At 72.3% G+C, this 16,541-nt stretch carries 18 protein-coding genes; 9 read left to right on the top strand and 9 right to left on the bottom strand.

Translation table 11 applies throughout. The annotated features are described in order from the left end of the window. Position 1: 1 nt before the first annotated feature. The 6 genes from ACN27A_RS06505 (at position 2) to ACN27A_RS06480 (ending at position 5,851) form a co-directional block, all read left to right on the top strand. The gene (locus tag ACN27A_RS06505; RefSeq protein WP_421450373.1) at positions 2 to 1,159 is read left to right on the top strand and encodes a dihydrodipicolinate synthase family protein; all 1,158 of its coding nucleotides are present in this window, start codon (positions 2 to 4) and stop codon (positions 1,157 to 1,159) included. Between the two features lie 65 nt (positions 1,160 to 1,224). After that, positions 1,225 to 2,022 (top strand): sugar phosphate isomerase/epimerase family protein, encoded by a 798-nt coding sequence (locus tag ACN27A_RS06500; protein ID WP_421458386.1) that lies wholly within the window; start codon positions 1,225 to 1,227, stop codon positions 2,020 to 2,022. A gap of 54 nt (positions 2,023 to 2,076) precedes the next feature. Next, positions 2,077 to 2,520: a hypothetical protein gene (locus tag ACN27A_RS06495; RefSeq protein WP_421450372.1), complete on the top strand. Its 444-nt coding sequence runs from the start codon at positions 2,077 to 2,079 to the stop codon at positions 2,518 to 2,520. 179 nt (positions 2,521 to 2,699) lie between these two features. After that, positions 2,700 to 4,085, top strand: a complete 1,386-nt coding sequence (locus ACN27A_RS06490; protein WP_421450371.1) for an FAD-binding oxidoreductase — start codon at positions 2,700 to 2,702, stop codon at positions 4,083 to 4,085. Continuing rightward, positions 4,082 to 5,215 carry a (Fe-S)-binding protein gene (locus ACN27A_RS06485; protein WP_421450370.1) on the top strand — a complete coding sequence of 378 codons (1,134 nt, stop codon included), beginning with the start codon at positions 4,082 to 4,084 and terminating at the stop codon, positions 5,213 to 5,215. The genes ACN27A_RS06490 and ACN27A_RS06485 overlap by 4 nt, the downstream gene beginning before the upstream one ends. Positions 5,216 to 5,506: 291 nt before the next feature. Further along, positions 5,507 to 5,851 (top strand): hypothetical protein, encoded by a 345-nt coding sequence (locus ACN27A_RS06480; RefSeq protein WP_421450368.1) that lies wholly within the window; start codon positions 5,507 to 5,509, stop codon positions 5,849 to 5,851. Positions 5,852 to 5,891: 40 nt separating this feature from the next. Here the strand turns inward: ACN27A_RS06480 and ACN27A_RS06475 are convergent, their stop codons facing one another. Next, entirely contained in the window at positions 5,892 to 6,617 is a 726-nt protein-coding gene (locus ACN27A_RS06475; protein ID WP_421450367.1) for an alpha/beta fold hydrolase, read from the bottom strand. A gap of 151 nt (positions 6,618 to 6,768) precedes the next feature. Beyond that, a complete protein-coding gene (locus tag ACN27A_RS06470; RefSeq protein WP_421450366.1) occupies positions 6,769 to 7,449 on the bottom strand; it encodes a hypothetical protein in 681 nt (226 codons plus the stop codon). Positions 7,450 to 7,643: 194 nt separating this feature from the next. Between ACN27A_RS06470 and ACN27A_RS06465 the strand changes: the two genes are divergently transcribed. Together ACN27A_RS06465 and ACN27A_RS06460 are read left to right on the top strand one after the other, a co-directional pair. Then, entirely contained in the window at positions 7,644 to 8,192 is a 549-nt protein-coding gene (locus ACN27A_RS06465) for an aspartyl/asparaginyl beta-hydroxylase domain-containing protein (protein ID WP_421450365.1), read from the top strand. Positions 8,193 to 8,393: 201 nt separating this feature from the next. Further along, positions 8,394 to 9,248 carry a phosphotransferase gene (locus tag ACN27A_RS06460; RefSeq protein ID WP_421450363.1) on the top strand — a complete coding sequence of 285 codons (855 nt, stop codon included), beginning with the start codon at positions 8,394 to 8,396 and terminating at the stop codon, positions 9,246 to 9,248. 138 nt (positions 9,249 to 9,386) lie between these two features. Here the strand turns inward: ACN27A_RS06460 and ACN27A_RS06455 are convergent, their stop codons facing one another. The 6 genes from ACN27A_RS06455 to ACN27A_RS06430 all read right to left on the bottom strand — a co-directional run bounded on the left by ACN27A_RS06455 (position 9,387) and on the right by ACN27A_RS06430 (position 15,324). Next, a complete protein-coding gene (locus ACN27A_RS06455) occupies positions 9,387 to 9,890 on the bottom strand; it encodes a nucleoside monophosphate kinase (RefSeq protein ID WP_421450361.1) in 504 nt (167 codons plus the stop codon). Positions 9,891 to 10,109: 219 nt separating this feature from the next. Continuing rightward, positions 10,110 to 11,414 carry a GNAT family N-acetyltransferase gene (locus tag ACN27A_RS06450; RefSeq protein WP_421450359.1) on the bottom strand — a complete coding sequence of 435 codons (1,305 nt, stop codon included), beginning with the start codon at positions 11,412 to 11,414 and terminating at the stop codon, positions 10,110 to 10,112. Positions 11,415 to 11,501: 87 nt separating this feature from the next. After that, positions 11,502 to 11,711 carry a hypothetical protein gene (locus ACN27A_RS06445; protein ID WP_421450357.1) on the bottom strand — a complete coding sequence of 70 codons (210 nt, stop codon included), beginning with the start codon at positions 11,709 to 11,711 and terminating at the stop codon, positions 11,502 to 11,504. Positions 11,712 to 11,846: 135 nt separating this feature from the next. Then, positions 11,847 to 14,126, bottom strand: a complete 2,280-nt coding sequence (locus tag ACN27A_RS06440; protein WP_421450356.1) for an FtsX-like permease family protein — start codon at positions 14,124 to 14,126, stop codon at positions 11,847 to 11,849. Continuing rightward, positions 14,123 to 14,803, bottom strand: coding sequence for an ABC transporter ATP-binding protein (locus ACN27A_RS06435; protein WP_357576367.1), 681 nt, complete (start codon positions 14,801 to 14,803; stop codon positions 14,123 to 14,125). The genes ACN27A_RS06440 and ACN27A_RS06435 overlap by 4 nt, the downstream gene beginning before the upstream one ends. Next, positions 14,800 to 15,324 carry a PadR family transcriptional regulator gene (locus ACN27A_RS06430; RefSeq protein WP_151453153.1) on the bottom strand — a complete coding sequence of 175 codons (525 nt, stop codon included), beginning with the start codon at positions 15,322 to 15,324 and terminating at the stop codon, positions 14,800 to 14,802. The genes ACN27A_RS06435 and ACN27A_RS06430 overlap by 4 nt, the downstream gene beginning before the upstream one ends. An 80-nt stretch (positions 15,325 to 15,404) precedes the next feature. Here ACN27A_RS06430 and ACN27A_RS06425 point away from each other — a divergent pair, with 80 nt between their 5' ends. Beyond that, positions 15,405 to 15,980, top strand: a complete 576-nt coding sequence (locus ACN27A_RS06425) for a GNAT family N-acetyltransferase (protein WP_421450353.1) — start codon at positions 15,405 to 15,407, stop codon at positions 15,978 to 15,980. Here the strand turns inward: ACN27A_RS06425 and ACN27A_RS06420 are convergent. Beyond that, the gene (locus tag ACN27A_RS06420) at positions 15,951 to 16,538 is read right to left on the bottom strand and encodes a TOPRIM nucleotidyl transferase/hydrolase domain-containing protein (protein ID WP_421450351.1); all 588 of its coding nucleotides are present in this window, start codon (positions 16,536 to 16,538) and stop codon (positions 15,951 to 15,953) included. The genes ACN27A_RS06425 and ACN27A_RS06420 overlap by 30 nt on opposite strands. Positions 16,539 to 16,541: the final 3 nt, after the last annotated feature.

Raw genomic sequence — 16,541 nt, 5'->3', positions numbered from 1 at the left:
TGTGAGCGCGAGCAATGAGGTGGTGCTGCCGGGTGGGCGGCGGTACCGGTTGGCCGGGGGCGTCGGCTTCCCACGCCCCGCCGGGCCGCCGAGCAGCCGGATCGCGTACGCCGCCGCGCACGTGGTGGCCGATCCGACGGCCGAGAACGTCCCCGGCGCCCCGGCGGTGCTGGACTGGGACCGGACCCTGGCCTTCCGGCACCACCTGTGGTCGTACGGCTTCGGGGTGGCCGAGGCGATGGACACCGCGCAGCGCGGCATGGGCCTGGACTACCCGGCCACCCGCGAGCTGATCCGGCGCAGCGCGGCCGAGGCCCGCGCGGTCGGCGGGCGGATCGTCGCCGGGGTCGGCACGGACCAGCTCCCGCCCGGCCCGGCCACCCTGGCCGAGGTCGCCCGCGCCTACCGCGAGCAGCTCGACGACGTGCGGGCCGCAGGGGCCCGCCCGGTGCTGATGTGCAGCCGCCACCTGGCCGCCGCCGCCCGCGACCCGGAGGACTACCTGCGGGTGTACGACGAGCTGCTGAGCGCCGCCGACGAGCCGGTGGTGCTGCACTGGCTCGGTCCGATGTTCGACCCGGCGCTGACGGGCTACTGGGGGTCGGCCGACCTCGACGAGGCCGCCGACGCCGTCGTCGAGCTGATCAAGGCCCACGACAGCCGGGTGGACGGCATCAAGGTCTCCCTGCTGGACGCCGGCCGCGAGGTGGCGTTGCGCCGCCGGCTGCCCGCCGGGGTGCGCCTCTACACCGGCGACGACTTCCACTACCCGGAGCTGATCCGGGGCGACGCGAGCGGCCACTCCGACGCGCTGCTCGGGGTGTTCGCCGCGATCGCGCCGGCCGCCGCCGCCGCGCTCGCCGCGCTGGACTCGGGGGACCTGGCGGCGTACGACCGGATCTTCGGCCCGACCGTGCCCCTGGCCCGGCACATCTTCGCGGCGCCCACCTGGCACTACAAGACGGGCATCGTCTTCCTGGCCTGGCTGACCGGGCACCAGGACCACTTCACGATGGTCGGGGGCGCGCAGTCCGGCCGCTCGCCGGCGCACCTGGCGACCCTGCTCACCCTCGCCGACGCCGCCGGGCTGCTGCCCGACGCGGACCTGGCCGCCGCCCGCGCGCGGGCGCTGTTCACGGTGGCGGGGGTCGACCAGTGAGCGCGAGGAGTGAGCCGGGTCTGCGAGCCCCGCAGTCGCGAACGGAAGGCGGACCAGTGAGTGGGCTGGAACGGTTCTCGTTCAACCAGGCCACGTCGCAGCACTGGCCGCTGCCCGAGGTGGTCGCCGGCTGCGTCGCCGCCGGCGTGCCGGGGATCGGGCTCTGGCGGGAGCCGGTGGCCGAGTACGGGCTGGCCCGCGCCGCGAAGCTGGTCCGCGACGCGGGCCTGGAGGTCACGTCGCTCTGCCGGGGCGGCTTCTTCACCGCCGACGGCTGGCGGGAGGAGAACCTGCGCGCCATCGAGGAGGCCGCCACCCTCGGCACCCCGGTCCTGGTGCTGGTCTCCGGCGGGCTGCCCTCGGGCAGCCGGGACATCGACGGCGCCCGCCGGCAGGTCGCCGACGCCGTCGCCGAGCTGGCCCCGCACGCGGCGGCGGCGGGGGTGACGCTGGCGATCGAGCCGCTGCACCCGATGTTCAGCGCCGACCGCTGCGTGGTGTCCACCCTCGGCCAGGCGCTCGACATCGCCGAGCGGTTCGACCCGGGCGTGGTCGGGGTCGTCGTCGACGCGTACCACGTGTGGTGGGACGACACGGTGTACGCGCAGATCGCCCGGGCGGGAGCGCGGATCGCCGCGTTCCAGGTGTGCGACTGGGTCACCCCGCTGCCCGAGGGGGTGCTGCTCGGCCGGGCCCTGCCCGGTGACGGCTGCATCGAGCTGCGCCGGCTGCGGGAGGCCGTCGACGCGGCCGGCTACGCCGGGCCGGTGGAGGTGGAGGTCTTCTCGGCCGAGGTGTGGGCCCGGCCCGGCCGCGAGGTCCTGGACGCGTCGGTCGCGGGCTACCTGCGCCACGTCGCCTGACGACGGGTCCCGGCCGGTCGGGCGGCCGGCCGGGATCCGGGCGAGGATGAGGGGGTGACCGACCGACGGGTGCACCTCGACGACCTCGGCGCGTGGCTGATCAAGGGCAACGCGGACCGGGTCGACCTGGCCGGCCGCTTCGCCCGTGACCCGCGGGTGACCGGCTGGTGCGTACGCCCCGGCTACCGGGCCCGGCTGATGCGCCCAGGTCAGCCGGTGGTCCTCTGGGCCAGTGGCAGCCGCGGCCGGCTCGCGTACGGCGTCTGGGGCGTGGGGCTGGTGGCCGCCGCCGCGGTGCCGGGGGAGCCGGGCGCGGCCTGGACGGTGCCGTTGGACCTGACGGTCCTCGACGAGGCGCACCGGGTGCCCCGGGAGTCCTTCCGGGGCGACGCGCGGCTGGCCGGCGCGGAGGTGCTCCGGCAGCCGCAGGGGGCCAATCCGTCCTTCCTCACGGTGGCCGAGTTCGCCGCGCTGCACGAGCACCTGCCGCCGCGCTGACGACCGACCCGATCCGGACCGTCGGCGCCGGGTCCGCAGCGGGCCGTGAGCGCGGTGACCCGGACGTGGGCCGGGCGGCCCGCCGTCTTCACCCAGCCCCGCCGGCTCTCTATGATCGGTGAAAACTGTCGCCAGGCAGCCGGTCGCGAGCCGGCAAAAAGCTACAGGGAAGGGTGGGCATGGCGCTGTCCGCGACCGTCCTCGCCGAGCTGCGCGGGATCGTCGGTCCGTCGCACGTGCACGACGCGGCCGGCGACCTCGTGGCGTACGCGCGCGACGCGACGCCGCTGTTCTCGCACCGCCCGGACGCGGTGGTCTTCCCGGCCGACACCGCCGAGGTCGCCGCGGTGCTGGCACTCGCCACCCGGCACCGGGTGCCCGTGGTGCCCCGCGGCGCGGGCTCCAACCTGTGCGCCGCCACGGTGCCGCTGCGCGGCGGGATCGTGCTGGTGCTGACCCGGCTCAACGCCATCCTCGAGGTCAGCGGGGACGAACTGCTCGCCCGGACGCAACCGGGCGTGACCAGCGCCGCCCTCGCCGACGCCGCCGCCGCGCAGGGCCTGCTCTGGGCGCCCGACCCCGGCAGCCGGACCGTCGCCACGGTCGGCGGCACCATCGCCACCTGCGCGGGCGGGCTGCGCGGCCTGAAGTACGGCGTGACCCGCAACTACGTGCTGGGCCTGGAGGCGGTGCTGCCCACCGGCGAGGTGATCCGCACCGGCGGCCGGCTGTGGAAGGACGTCGCCGGCTACGACCTGACCCGGCTGCTCACCGGCTCCGAGGGCACCCTCGCCGTGATCACCGAGGCGACCGTGGCCCTGCTGCCCGCTCCGGCGTCGGCGAACACCGGGGTCGCGTACTTCCCGACGCTGGCCGACGCGGGGGAGGCGGTCGCCCGGGTGATCCGGGCCGGGGTGGTGCCGGCGACACTGGAGTTCCTCGACCGGGCCTGCATCGACGCCGTGGAGGACTTCGCCCACCTGGGGCTGCGTACCGACGCCGGTGCCCTGCTGCTCTTCGGCGACGACGGCCCGCCCGACCTCGTCGCCGCCCACCTGGACCGGATCGGCGCGGCCTGCGTCGAGGCCGGCGCGGTGGAGGTCACCACGGCCCGCGAGGTCGCCCAGGCCGAGGCGCTGCTGGCCGCCCGGCGCTGCGCGCTGCCGGCGCTGTCCCGCCGGGGCGGGGTGACCATCCTGGAGGACGCGACCGTGCCCCGGCCGCGCATCGCCGAGATGGTCGACCGGATCGACGCCATCGCCGCCCGGCACGGCGTCGCCATCGCCACCTTCGGCCACGCCGGCGACGGCAACCTGCACCCCACCTGCGTGCTCGACTCGGCCGAGGACCACCACGCGGTACGCCGGGCCGAGGCGGCCTTCGCCGACGTCTTCGCCGCCGCCATCGACCTCGGCGGCACGATCACCGGCGAGCACGGGGTGGGGGCGGCGAAACTGCCGTTCCTCGCCACCCGCCTCGGCGAGGACCAGCTCGCCCTGCTGCGCCGGATCAAGAGCGCCTTCGACCCGGCGGGCATCCTCAACCCCGGAAAGCTGGGCTCATGACCGGCGACGTGTTCGACCCGGAGCAGCTGTCCCGCTGCATCTCCTGCGGGTTCTGCCTGCCGGCCTGCCCGACGTACGCGATGACCGGCGACGAGGCGTCCTCGCCGCGCGGCCGGATCACGCTGATGCGGGCGTTGCAGGACGGCACCCTGCCCCCGGACGACGGCACCCTCGCCGAGCAGGCCTCGTTCTGCCTGGGCTGCCGGGCCTGCGAGCCGGTCTGCCCGGCCGGGGTGGAGTACGGCAGCCTGCTGGAGCAGTGGCGGGTGCACCAGTGGCGGGGCTGGCGGCGACCGCTGGTGGCCCGGGCGCTGATGCTCTTCGTCGAGCAACGCTGGCTGCTGCGGCTGTCCGGCCTCGTCCGCCGCGCCGCCCGCGGCCGCGCCGCCACCCCGACCCCGACCGCGCCGGCCTCGGGTGCGGCACCCGCGCTGGTGGCAGCCCCCGGATCCGCCGCCGCAGGCGGGGCGGGTGCGCAGCTCATGCTGGGCTGCGTCGAGCGGGGGCTCTATCCGGCGGTCAGTAGGGCGGCGCACGCGCTCGCCCCCGAGTTGGCCGTCCCCACCGTCCAGGGCTGCTGCGGCGCGCTGCACGCGCACAACGGCGACCTGGCCGGGGGCGAGCGGCTGGCCGAGCGCCTCGGCGCGGACCTGCCGGGCCCCATCGTCACCACCTCCGGTGGCTGCGCCGCGCACCTCGCCTCCGTGCTCGGCCGGGACCGGGTGCGCGAGCTGTCCACCTGGCTCGCCGGCCGGCCCGCAGGAGCCGAGCTGCGGGTGGGCGGGCGGCGGGCCCGGGTCACTCTCCAGGACTCCTGCCACCTGCGCAACGGCCTCGGCGTCTTCGCGGAGCCCCGGGCGTTGCTGCGCCAGGTCGCCGACTACGTCGAGCTGCCCTCGGCGGCCACCTGCTGCGGCGCCGCCGGCACGTACTCGCTGCTGCGGCCGAAGGACTCGCGGCGGATCCTGGACGCGAAGCTCGACGAGATCGAGGCCGGCGGGGTGGACCTGGTGGTGGCGGTCAATCCGGGCTGCCTGCGGCAGTTGCGCACGGGGCTGCGCCGGCGCCGGTCGGCCGTGCGGGCCGTGCACCTCGCCGAGCTGCTCGCCCGCGTCGAGTCACCCTCGTGACACTCCGGTCAGGTAGGTTGCCGGCCAGCCGGTACGCCTTCACCCGCTCCCGGGCCCACCTCAGCGCCGCGCACCCCTCGTCCCGGCACTGCCGGGCACGGTCCGTCCGTCCAGTGCTGCGATAACCGCTGCAGCGGCACGAACCTCAGCAGTCAGCGTCCCAGCCGCTCGCGGGTTGCCCTGATCGCGGCAGAAGCGTGCATCTGACCATGGCCGAGGTGCGACTAATGGCGAAGCCGAAGCCGGGTACGGGTTGGCAGGGAATTCCCTGCAGTCGCTAATGTCGTCATCGTGAGCGATCATCACGGCGGCGCTTGGACGCTGCACTGGCGCGACGACGGCGGGGTACTTGCTGATCTCGTGGTGACCGGCGGCGACTTCCCGTGGCTGAACGCTCGTGTCGACCCGAGGGAGGGGCTCGCTGAGGTCCGGCCGCTCTTCGCCGAGGAACTGCGGCTGCTCGATGGTATCGATGAGGATGTCGAGTCCTGGGAGCGCGCGTACGAGGCAGTCCGAAACGCCGTGACGCTTCGGTACCCGGAGGGCCAGGAGGTTCCAGAGTTCCTTCTTCACATCGATGGCAACGAGGCGTGGTGGCGGTGGAGTGACGAGCCGTTTGACGAGGAGGACGCCTAGCCAGCGCGTTCGCTCGGCGGCGATAGCGGATGGGCGTCGATCACGGGGTGAGGAATGCGATCAGGGTCCTGAGGTACTCGTCTGAAACGGTCTCGTGCACCAGATGGCCGGCCGCGATCGTCGTCAGCCGGGCGTCGGCCAAACGATCGGATAGTTCGGCAACGTGCTCCTGGGGGACATGGCTCGCTGCTCCGCCGCCGATGAGCAGAGTGGGTGCCGTGATCCGGGCGACGATGTCGGCCCATCCTGGATCCGGATCGTCGATCTCGGGCCGGACCTGCTCCACCATGTGCCAGTCGAAGGGCAGATCCCCTGCGGGACGGTCGGGAAGCCCCGGCGGTCTAGGATGCGGGTAACCGATGTCCTCAAGCACGAGTTTGTGGACGTGTCCCTGCCATTCGGCGGCCACCCGGCAGGCCACCAGACCGCCGAGGGAATGGCCGACCAGGTCCACCGCGCCGATGTCCAGCTGGTCCAGGACGCCGATGACGTCTTGCGCGAACAGTTTCAGGCTGTACGTACCGGGCCAGTCACTGGCGCCGTGGCCGCGCAGGTCGACGGCGTACACGGTCCGCTCCGTACACAGGCCCGAGGCGATCACGTCCCAGTCGCTTGCGGTCTTTCCGGTGGCATGAAGCAGCACGGCGGGCGTCTTGTACTTGTCGACGGCTTGCCATACCCGCAACGAGAAGTGCAGGTCACCGACCGTGATGTCTATCAGCTCAGGCACGCCCTGAGCCTCTCCGACCGTCACCTCCAGATTCAAGACATTCCGCCGTGGGCAGAGCCACGCGCTGCATTCGGTAGGTCTGGGCACCGGCCGCCGCGCTCGCTGTTACTCGGCGCAACGAGCTGATCGCGGCAAAGTAGTGCGTGTGCATTCGTCTCGCCGAGCCTGCCGCCGGTCAGGGAAGCCCTTACGCGATCGGCTCAGGCTGGGTGGTCGGGTGGCCGGTCCAAGGTTCTCCGCGGCGGGCGCGTTGTGCGCTACTTCCCGGCGGCAGGTCGAGAACGTCGATCAAGGTCGGATCTTCGTCCACGACGTGGTGGAGGTGGCCGATCCTGCCGGTGCTGCTGTCCGCGTCCGTAGCGCCGATAAGTTGCCAGAGCCCGTCGTCAACCTCGTTGCTCACCAGCAGAACAGGTTCGCGACGCTCGAAGACCTCGATGGTCTGGATGCACGCGGTGCCCACCAGCCAGTGCCGCATCCACCATGCGCGTCGATCATGCCGCATGACGTGGTCCGCAACCCACCACACGAACGGCAGATCCTCATGGGATCGAGCCTGCTCTGCGGTCAAATCCGGGCCGCCCTGTGGTACCCGCTCGAACGGCTCATCGATGAGTGAGAACGCATGAGCGTCTTGGTGCTGGAACAGGACGGCGTGGAACGTCCCGCCACCTGGATTGCCGGCACCGATCCCGATCGACAGTCGGGCGACGTGGGGCTGCGACCGCGTGGTCCAGCCGAACGCGTACGAGGCCAACTCGCCGCGAGGCCCGACGAACTCGCCGAATGCGCGGCGGTCCATTCCCGCGCCCTCGCCCTCGGCAGTCGGCACCTCGACGAACGAACCTTCCAGTACCTGGACATCCACGTGGCCAACCTAGCCGAACTGCTAACCAGCTGCAGATGCGACAAGACGTCCAACGCGCCCTGGGCCTGGAACAGACTGCGGCACCGTCAGCGGCATGAGCGTGCGTCTACCGCTGGAGTGCGTACGAGGGCCACGATCGTCACGAGGCGGCGCCGTAGCCCGCATCACCCGTCGTTGGTGCATGATGGTGTCTCATGTTCGTGGACCAACGGCAGTTTCCCTTCCTGGCCGATCTTCGGGCACGGTGGGAGGCCATCCGGGATGAGTGCCTTGCTCTGCCGCGGGAGACCTATCAGCCGTGGGTGCAACGCGAGATGTACGGCCTGGGCTGGAGCGTGTACGGGCTTGTCGCCTTCGGGGAACGGATTGAGGAGGCGCTCGAAGCTTGTCCGACCACTGCCTCCGCGTTGACGAAGATTCCTTACCTGACGACCGCTGGGTTTTCTCGGATGGCTCCTGGCACCCAGATCAAGCCACATCAGGGGTGGGTGACGACCGTTTACCGTGCGCATCTCGGGCTGGTCGTGCCTGAGGACTGCGCACTGCGAGTGGGCGACGAGACCCGGCAGTGGCGCGAAGGCAAGACCTTTGTCTTCGACGACACCGTCACGCATGAGGCCTGGAACTACGGCTCCAGCGACCGCATCGTGCTTTTGTTTGACTTCGCCCGTCCTGGCTACGAGGACATGCCGCAGGACGAACTGCCGGCCTCGGTGGCAGGCTTCGTACGACGCGGTGGATGAGCAAGACACCCCCAGCGCATCTTCACGGCCCTGTCTTATCCCGCCGCTCCGAGACAAGAACCTGGCCGAACGCCGGGTGAGCACTGCAGCATCCGAGGGCATCACGCTCCGCGCAGCGCCGTACGCAGCATGAGCGGACGTCCGGCGCGGTCGCCACCTACTGTTCGACGGGCCCGGTCGTTCACCTCATAGGATCCCACTGTGACTTCTGTGTTCGGAGACCTCTCTTCGCAGCAGCGGGCACTGGTGGACCAGTGGCTTCCGGGCGCGACCGTCGAGCGGGACCACAGCTGGGGCTTGGTGGAGACCACTGTCCTCGAGATGACCCATGCCGGGTCACGATTCATCGTCAAAGCTGGCGGCGACGACGACCATCACATCGAGCGGGAGCTCCACGCCCATCTCAACTGGTTGCGTCCGTGGACCAGCAGGGGCCGCGCGCCGACTCTAGTGCATGGCAGCGCGGACGCGAAGCTCCTCGTCACCCGGTACCTGCCCGGCGAGTTGGTGCTCGGCAGCAAGCACGCCGACGATCCCTCCATCTATCGGCAGGCAGGCGAGCTGCTGGCCCTGTTGCACGCCCAGACTGTCGTCACGGACGACGATTACGAGAGGCGCGAGAACGAAAAGTCACTGGCGTGGCTCTGCAAGCCACACCGGATCGCGGCGACCACCGTGGAGCGACTACGAGCCGGGATCGCCGCCTGGCCGACGCCGCCCGCGATCCTCGTACCCACCCACGGGGACTGGCAGCCCCGGAACTGGCTAGTCCATGACGACGTGATGGGCGTCATCGACTTCGGTCGTGCGGCGATGCGTCCGGCATTCACGGACTTCGCCCGGCTGGCCGTCCAGGACTTCCGCCGCGCCCCGAACCTCGAGGCAGCCTTTCTCGACGGGTACGGGAGCGATCCCCGCGAGGCGGACGGGTGGCACCGCAACCGAGTCCGCGAGGCGATTGGCACCGCAGCCTGGGCTTACCAAGTAGGCGACGAGCCGTTCGAAGCCCAAGGCCACCGAATGATCGCCGAGGCGCTCTCGACCTCCCCGGTCTGACGGAGCGAGGGAGCGAGGCGGTGAGCCCGTCCGACACCCGCAACTCGGCACGACCGCGCACCGCCATCCGTGGACAAGGGCTCCGCTGGGTGACGCACGGTCGGCGGCAGATCAGTACACCGGCTTGGACCTGATGGCTTACTTCCCGGTACTGACCACGATTGCCTGCAGATTGGCAGCGAGCTCCTCAACCGATGCGGACTGCTGCAGTACATGAAATGCGTCAGAGGCGTGATAAAACGCCCTTACTGGAGCCGCGTGCAGCCGGTGGTCGGCGAGAATCTGCGGGAACTGTTCGCGTCTTGCGGCCAGCCGCCAGTGTTGGTCGATGCGGTCCTCGTCGAGCATCACCTGGATGACGATGTCTGGTGCATGGCCGTGTTCGGCCAGCAGTTCGGCGTGACGAATGGTCCGTGGGTAGCCGAACAGCACCCAGCAGCCTGGCGACCGTGCCAGCGTGTCCGCGACGAACTCGGCCAGCACCTCGTCTGGTACCAACTCGCCGGCCTGCATGTGACCCGCGAACCGCTGGCCCCATTCCGAGCCGCCCTGCACTGCCGCTCGGCAGAGGTTCCCGACGTTATACGCCTGCAGCCCCATGGCCTCGCCGAACAGCATTGCGGCGCCCCAGGCATCGAGCACGCCGGGCTCCGCGATGACAGCTATCTTCCGCCGCACGCTCTCACTCTCCAACACCCAGAGAGCTCAGCTTATCGACGACTCGCCTACGTGCTCCAGCGCAGACGCGCTGGTCCGATCCAGGCTAGAGGCAGAAGCCATCCCTGCATCCCATCGAGAAGACCGCACGTCCGTCGCTCACCACGACGCCCGATCGGCGGCATGAGCGGATGCACCATCGGTTCAGAATCCGATCGAGTTGAAAGGCTCGGGATCGGTGCGGAAGAGTCGTGAAAGGGTGGCCAGGGCATCCGCTTCTTGTGGGCGGATCTTGCCGGCGCGAGCCAGGGCGGCGGCGGACGTCCCCCCGAGGTAGAGCGATCCGAGTGCCTGTATGTCTAGGGTCAGGTCCGTGGCGCCATCAACGCGCCGACATTCGGCTTCACCTTTGCTGATCTCAAGTTCCCACGTACCGATGTTGTGGGGGCACTCTGGGTCTTTCTCGACGGTGATCCTGAGGTGGCCGTCGGTGTCGTAGCCGCGGCTGGTCAGGGCTTTGGGAAGGTCGAGGACTCGTACCCAGAGGTTGTCCGACTGCCGCGTGACGCGCATGGCTCGCGGGTTGCGTAGCATCCAGCGCAGAGGCTCGTCGGCTGGTCGTGTCGGGGCGACGACTTTGCGCGTGAGGTCGAAGTCAAGCAGCAGGGACCACATGGCTCGGTAGGCCTCATCGGTGAGCGCCTCCAGCGCTTCGACCACCAGCACGCCGACCCCATCGGGGTTTGTCGACCACGGCAGGCGGTAGTTCGCGATGCCATCCACCTGCCCTGCCGCGTCGCGGTGGATAAGGAATCGCAGCGGCCCGTCGGTGCCATTGGCCTCATCGGACAGGCCCGCCCAGCGGCCCTTGGGTGCCGTGATCTCGCCGACCCGTGCCCGTCGCACCCAGTCAAAGATCCCGGGCCACACCTCCCGCGCTGTCGCTGCATCGACCAACTCCAGGCTGCCCAGGTCAGGATCGGCGTCGACAAGCCGGGCGTCCGAGCGTTCGATCTCCCATCGGGTGCGCAGCGTCGCTGGGGAGAACCCGAACCGCCCATAGATGCTGCCCTCGCTCGCGCTGAGCTCGGCGATCGCCTCACCACGCTCAAGGGCATCGGTGAACATCGCCTGCATCATGCTCCGCAGCAGGCCCTGCCGCCGATGAGTGGCGATGACGCCGGTGCCGGTGACGCCACCCATGGGCACCACGCGCAGCCCTGGAGCGGTCACCTCGAGCGACAGCATCGCCGTGGCCCCCACCACCTTGCCGTCCACGATCGCCGCTTGTGGTCGGAAGGTGTCGTCCTCCATCAACTCATCGGCCCACGACTCCAGCTGCTCCCGAGTCGCTGGCGGCCGCGGGCACGGCCAAGCCTCCGCGCCGCCGTGCCACGCTGCGGGGTACGGCTCCCAGCTCGGTAGCCCGTTTGCGAACGGCAGCGCCCGCAAATACTCGACAACCTCGTGACGCTCGACAGGACGAATCTCAGTCACCACACGGCCCATCCCTCCATGGAGGGGGCCAAGCACGCAACCGAGTTACGGAAAAGCAACCTCACCAACGTCCCCTCATCGGCATGAGCGGACTTCTGATCATCTGATTCGAGCGAGGAGTTTGGTGAAGCGCTTTACCTGCTCACGCAGGCGGTCGGCGATGTCCAGCCCGTCGGCTTCGCGCAGGTAGCGAGACGAGCCGGAAGGCGCCACCACCGCACCATGGGTGGCAGCGCCTTCCGCCCGCCGGACGCGTGTGTCCCGTTGCGCCACTTCTTGCCAGTGCGGGAGTCGGATCTCAGAATCCATCGCATCCCTCTGACCTGGGATGCTGCGACGATCCCTGGAGCTGGAGTGAAAGAGCCCGGGCCGTTCGCTGCGTGAGGACTGTACCTCCGCGATCCGCGCCCGCCAGCCGTCGAACCACCGCACGTGGAGACCGCGCTACTCCGTGCGGATGCCGTCCGGGCGGGTGAGCCGCCACAGCACCGGCAGGCTGAGCCCGGTGACCAGCAGCACGACCGCCGCCCCGAGGCCGGTGGAGATGCCCAGCGCCGGCCAGGCGACCGTCACCGGCGTCTGCACCATGCGCAGCAGCACCGCGCCGAGGCCGAGGCCGAACACCACCGCCAGGGCGAGCCCGATCGTCACCGGCACGGCGCTCTGCCACAGCACCGACCAGCTCAGCGTGGAGCGCCGGGTGCCCACCGCGACCAGCATCGCCAGCAGCCGGCGGCGCTCCCGCAGCTGCTCCAGCACGCCGACCAGCATGCTGGCCCCGATCAGCAGCAGGGTGACCACCGCGCCGACGTAGAGGCCGCGCTGGACGTTGACGAACTGGCTGGCCTGGCGGTTCTCGGTCAGCGTGAGCACCGAGGCGTACGGGTCGACGCCGGCGGCGGCGTTGCGGACGTGCTCCACCGCGTCCGGCCGGTCGGGCGCGAGCCGCAGGTACGCCTCGGCGCGCAGCGGTCCCAGCCGGGCGGTGTCGACCGCGCCGGGGGTGGCCAGCACCCCGCCCTGCCGGTAGCCGGACGGGTCGCTGCGCCCCGGGACCTCCCGGGCGGTGTGGGGGACCCGCCAGGTCGCTCCCGGAGCCTCAAGAACCGAGACGGCGGTGCCCGGACCGATCCCGGCCGGCCGACCCTCCTCGTCCGGGACCAGGAACACGTCGCCGTCGGCGCACCGGTCGAGCCGGGCGAACTCGGCCAGCGCCGCGCAGTCGCCGATCCGCAGGCCGGCGAACGTGTCGGCTTCCGGGATTTCGAGCACGGTCCGCAGAGTGGCGTTGCTCGCGGTCACCCCGGGGGCACCGGCCAACCGGGCCAGCCCCGCCGCCGCGTCCGACCGCGGGGAGAACTGCACCTGCACCTGGGCCCGGGAGGTGTCCTGGCCGGTGTCGAAGGTGAACCGGCCGGCGACCCCGGCGAAGAGCATCTGCAACCCGATGGTGCCCGCCACGGCGACCGCGATGCCGTTGACCAGCCGCGCGGAGGCGGCGCTGTCGAGCTGGAGGCGGCGCACCGCGAGCTGCCACGCGACCGGGCCGCCGCGCAGCCGGCGTACGAGCAGATCGGTGAGCCAGGGGAGCAGGGTGACCACGCCGACCAGCAGGAGCACCGCGCCGGCCGCGGTCTGCCGCTCGCCGCCCAGCGGCGCGACCCCGGCCGCGCCGGCCAGCAGCAGCCCGAGCCCGGCGGCCGGCAGCAGCAGCCGCCACACCAGCCGCCGGCGCACCGGCGTCGCCCGCCGGGTCACCCCGAGCGGCTCGACCAGCACGGCGCGCATCGACACCAGCGTCACCACGACGGCGAGCGCCGGCACCGCCAGCGCGACGGCGGCCACCAGCGGCAGCGGCGGGCGCACGTCGGCGGCGTACACGCTGAGGTCCATGAGGGTGACCAGCGGCACCACCTGCCGGCCGAGCGCGAAGAGCACGCCGCCGGCCGCGACGCCGAGCAGGGCGCCGGCGGCGGCCTCCCCGGCGGCGATCCGGCGGACCATCGCGGCGTCGGCGCCGACCAGGCGCAGCGCGGCCAGCCGCCGGTCGCGCCGCTCGCCGCCGAAGCGCACGGCCGCGCCGAGGAACACGGCGATGGGCAGCAGCAGGACCACGAAGATGACGACCACCAGCACCACCAGCACCGGGTCGAAGGCCTCGCCGGGCAGCCCGCCGCCGAACGCGTCCAGCCGGGTCGCGTCGTCGGCGGCGAGGGTGTCGCTGCCCAGGTAGTAGGCCAGCTCGCGGGGGCCGGCCAGCCCTTCGTCGGCGATGACGCCGGTGACCGTGGCCCCGCCGAGGCGGGGGGCGAACAGCGCGCCGTCGGCGGAGCCGAGCAGGTCGCGCAGGGCGGGGGAGACCAGCACCTCGCCGGCGCGGGGCAGCGCGGCCACCCCGGGCGGCGCCGGCGCGGCCGGCCCCTCGGGCCGCAGCACCCGGCCGCGCACCGGCTGCCCCCGGAACTCGGTGTCGGTCTGGCGGATCAGCAGGGTGTTCGCGGCGGCCGGGATCTTCTCGCCCATCCGCAGGTCGTCGCGGGCGTCGCCGCGCGCCTGCCGGGCGTCCAGCGCGCCGGGCACCGCGGCGGCGAGCAGCAGCATCGCCACCCCCACCCCGACGCCGACCGCCGTGAGCACCGCCCGCAGCCAGCCGTCCCGGCCGCCCGTGAACGCCATCCGGGCGCCCATGACCAGGTCGGCCGCGCGGTCGCGCAGCCGCGTCACGCCGCGACCTCCAGGTCCCGGGTGCGGCCGTCGCGGACCACGACCTCCCGATCGGAGTACGCGGCGACGCGCGCCTCGTGGGTCACCAGCACCACGGCCGCCCCGGTGTCCCGGGCGGCGGCGGTGAGCAGCCGCATGACCCGCTCGCCGTTCAGCGAATCGAGCGCGCCGGTCGGCTCGTCGGCGAAGACCACCCGTGGCCGGGTGACCAGTGCCCGGGCGACCGCCACCCGCTGCCCCTGCCCGCCCGAGACCTCGCCGGGCCGCTTGCCGGCCACCTCGGCGACCTCCAGGCGGTCCAGCCACTCGGCGGCCCGCCGCTCCGCCTCGCGCCGACCGACCCGGCCCAGCCGCAGCGGCAGCGCGACGTTCTCCAGGCAGGTCAGCTCCGGTACGAGCTGGCCGAACTGGAAGACGAAGCCGAACTCCTCGCGGCGCAGCGCGCTGCGCTCGGCGTCGCTCAGGGCGGCGAGGTCACGGCCGGCGTAGCGGACCCGGCCGGAGTCGGGCCGGGTGATGCCGGCGAGGCAGTGCAGCAGCGTGGACTTGCCGGAGCCCGACGAGCCCATCACGGCCAGCACCTCGCCCGGGTGCACGCGCATGCTCGCCCCGGCGAGCGCCCGGGTCGGGCCGAACGAGCGGTGCAGGTCCTCGGCGAGGAGCAGCGGGGCGCTCACGACCGGACCGTCGCGGCCAGCTCGTCGAGGCGGGCGGCGGTCAGCTCCAGCCAGCGCAGGTCGGCCTCCAGGTGGAACAACGCGTGGTCGCAGACCAGCTGCTCGGCGAGGTCGCCGTCGCGCTTGCGGCGGGTCAGCTCGCGCATCATCCGCAGGTGCTCGGCGCGCTGCACGTCGAGCACGTCGGCGGCGGGGCGGCCGGTCAGCAGGGCCAGCACCACCTTCGTGTAGAGGGTGCTCTGCAGGTACGGCTCGGGTTTCTCGGCCCGGGCCAGCCACTGCGCCACGTCGGTGACGCCCGCCTCGGTGATCGCGTACCGCTTGCGTTCCGGGCCCTCGCCGGGCTCCACCGCCTCCACCTCGACCAGGCCGCCGCGCAGCAGCCGGGACAGGGTGGCGTAGACCTGCCCGTACGCGAGCGGTCGGGCGTGACCGAAGCGCTCGTCGTAGAGGCGTTTGATGTCGTAGCCGTGGCGGGGGGTGGCCTCGAGGAGGCCCAGGAAGGTCTGTCCGATCGACATGCCGGCGACTATACACACCGCGTATACCCGGAGCGTATAGCGGTACATTGCCCGCTCAACCGTCTGCATCGGAGGTCACCGTGTTCGCCCTGTCCCTGACCGAGGACGCGGAACTGCGTCCCCTGGAGCCCTGGCGGGCCGAGGAGTTCCTCGCCCACCTCGAGCGGGCCCGTACGCACATCGCGCCCTGGGTGTCGCCCTCGTTCCTGGTCGACGACCTGGCCGGTGCCCGGGCCGTCCTCCAGCGCTACGCGGACCTGTGGGCGCGTGACGCCGGCGGCATCTGGGGCATCTGGCGGCGGGACACCCTGGTCGGCGGGGTCATGCTGGTCTCGTTCGACGCCGCCAGGGGCGTCTGCGAGGCGGGCTGCTGGCTGGAGCCGGCCGGGGAGGGGCACGGGCTGGTCAGCCGGGCGGTCGGCCGGCTCGTCGACTGGGCGGTACGGGAACGCGGCATCCACCGCGTCGAGTGGCGCACCAAACCGGACAACACCCGCAGCATCGCCACCGCCCGACGGCTGGGCATGCGCCTCGACGGGACGCTGCGCCAGGTCTATCCCGGCCCGTCCGGACGGGTCGACATCGAGGTGTGGTCGGTGCTGGCGTCCGAGTGGCGCGGCGTGCGCTCAGACGCCGGCGAGCACCGCGTCGAGTGAGCGGGGCGCCCGGTCCGGCTCCAGCGCCGCCACGAGCAGCCGCGCGTACGCGCTCTTGCGGCCGGACCGGGTGCCGAGGAACCGGCGCAACTGCGCCTCGACGGCCCGGCCCCGCTGCGCCGGCTGCCGCTGGAACAGGTCGAACGAGCGCAGCTCACCCTCGGCGGCAAGCACCGCCCGCACCCCGGCGACGCCGACCGCCCGGATCAGCTCGTCCTCCAGGTCGACCACGCAGACGTGGAACCCGAGGGCCGCCATGCCGGCCCGGGACAGGTCGACGCCGAGGCCGCAGCGCTCCAGCCCGCGCCGGAAGTAGCCCTCCTCGGCCTCGTCGTAGAGGCCCGCCAGCCGCAGGCCGCGCCCCGCCGGGCCGAGCTGGTCGAGGAAGTGGCCGATGTTCGTCGCGCCGCCCATGGCCACCACCCGTACGCCCTCGGCGTCGAGGTTCCGGCCGCGGCGCGCGGCGAGGGTCTCCAGGGCGACCCGGTCGCTCGGCCCCTCGACGAGCACGACCGTCCGCGCGTCGATCCCGGCTGCCACCTCGCAGATGGTCCGCACGGT

The organism is Micromonospora sp. WMMD737 (assembly GCF_049179055.1).
GTDB lineage: Bacteria > Actinomycetota > Actinomycetes > Mycobacteriales > Micromonosporaceae > Micromonospora > Micromonospora reichwaldensis.
Note: the sequence above shows the minus strand (reverse complement) of the source record. Positions and strands in the feature narration are given on the sequence as shown.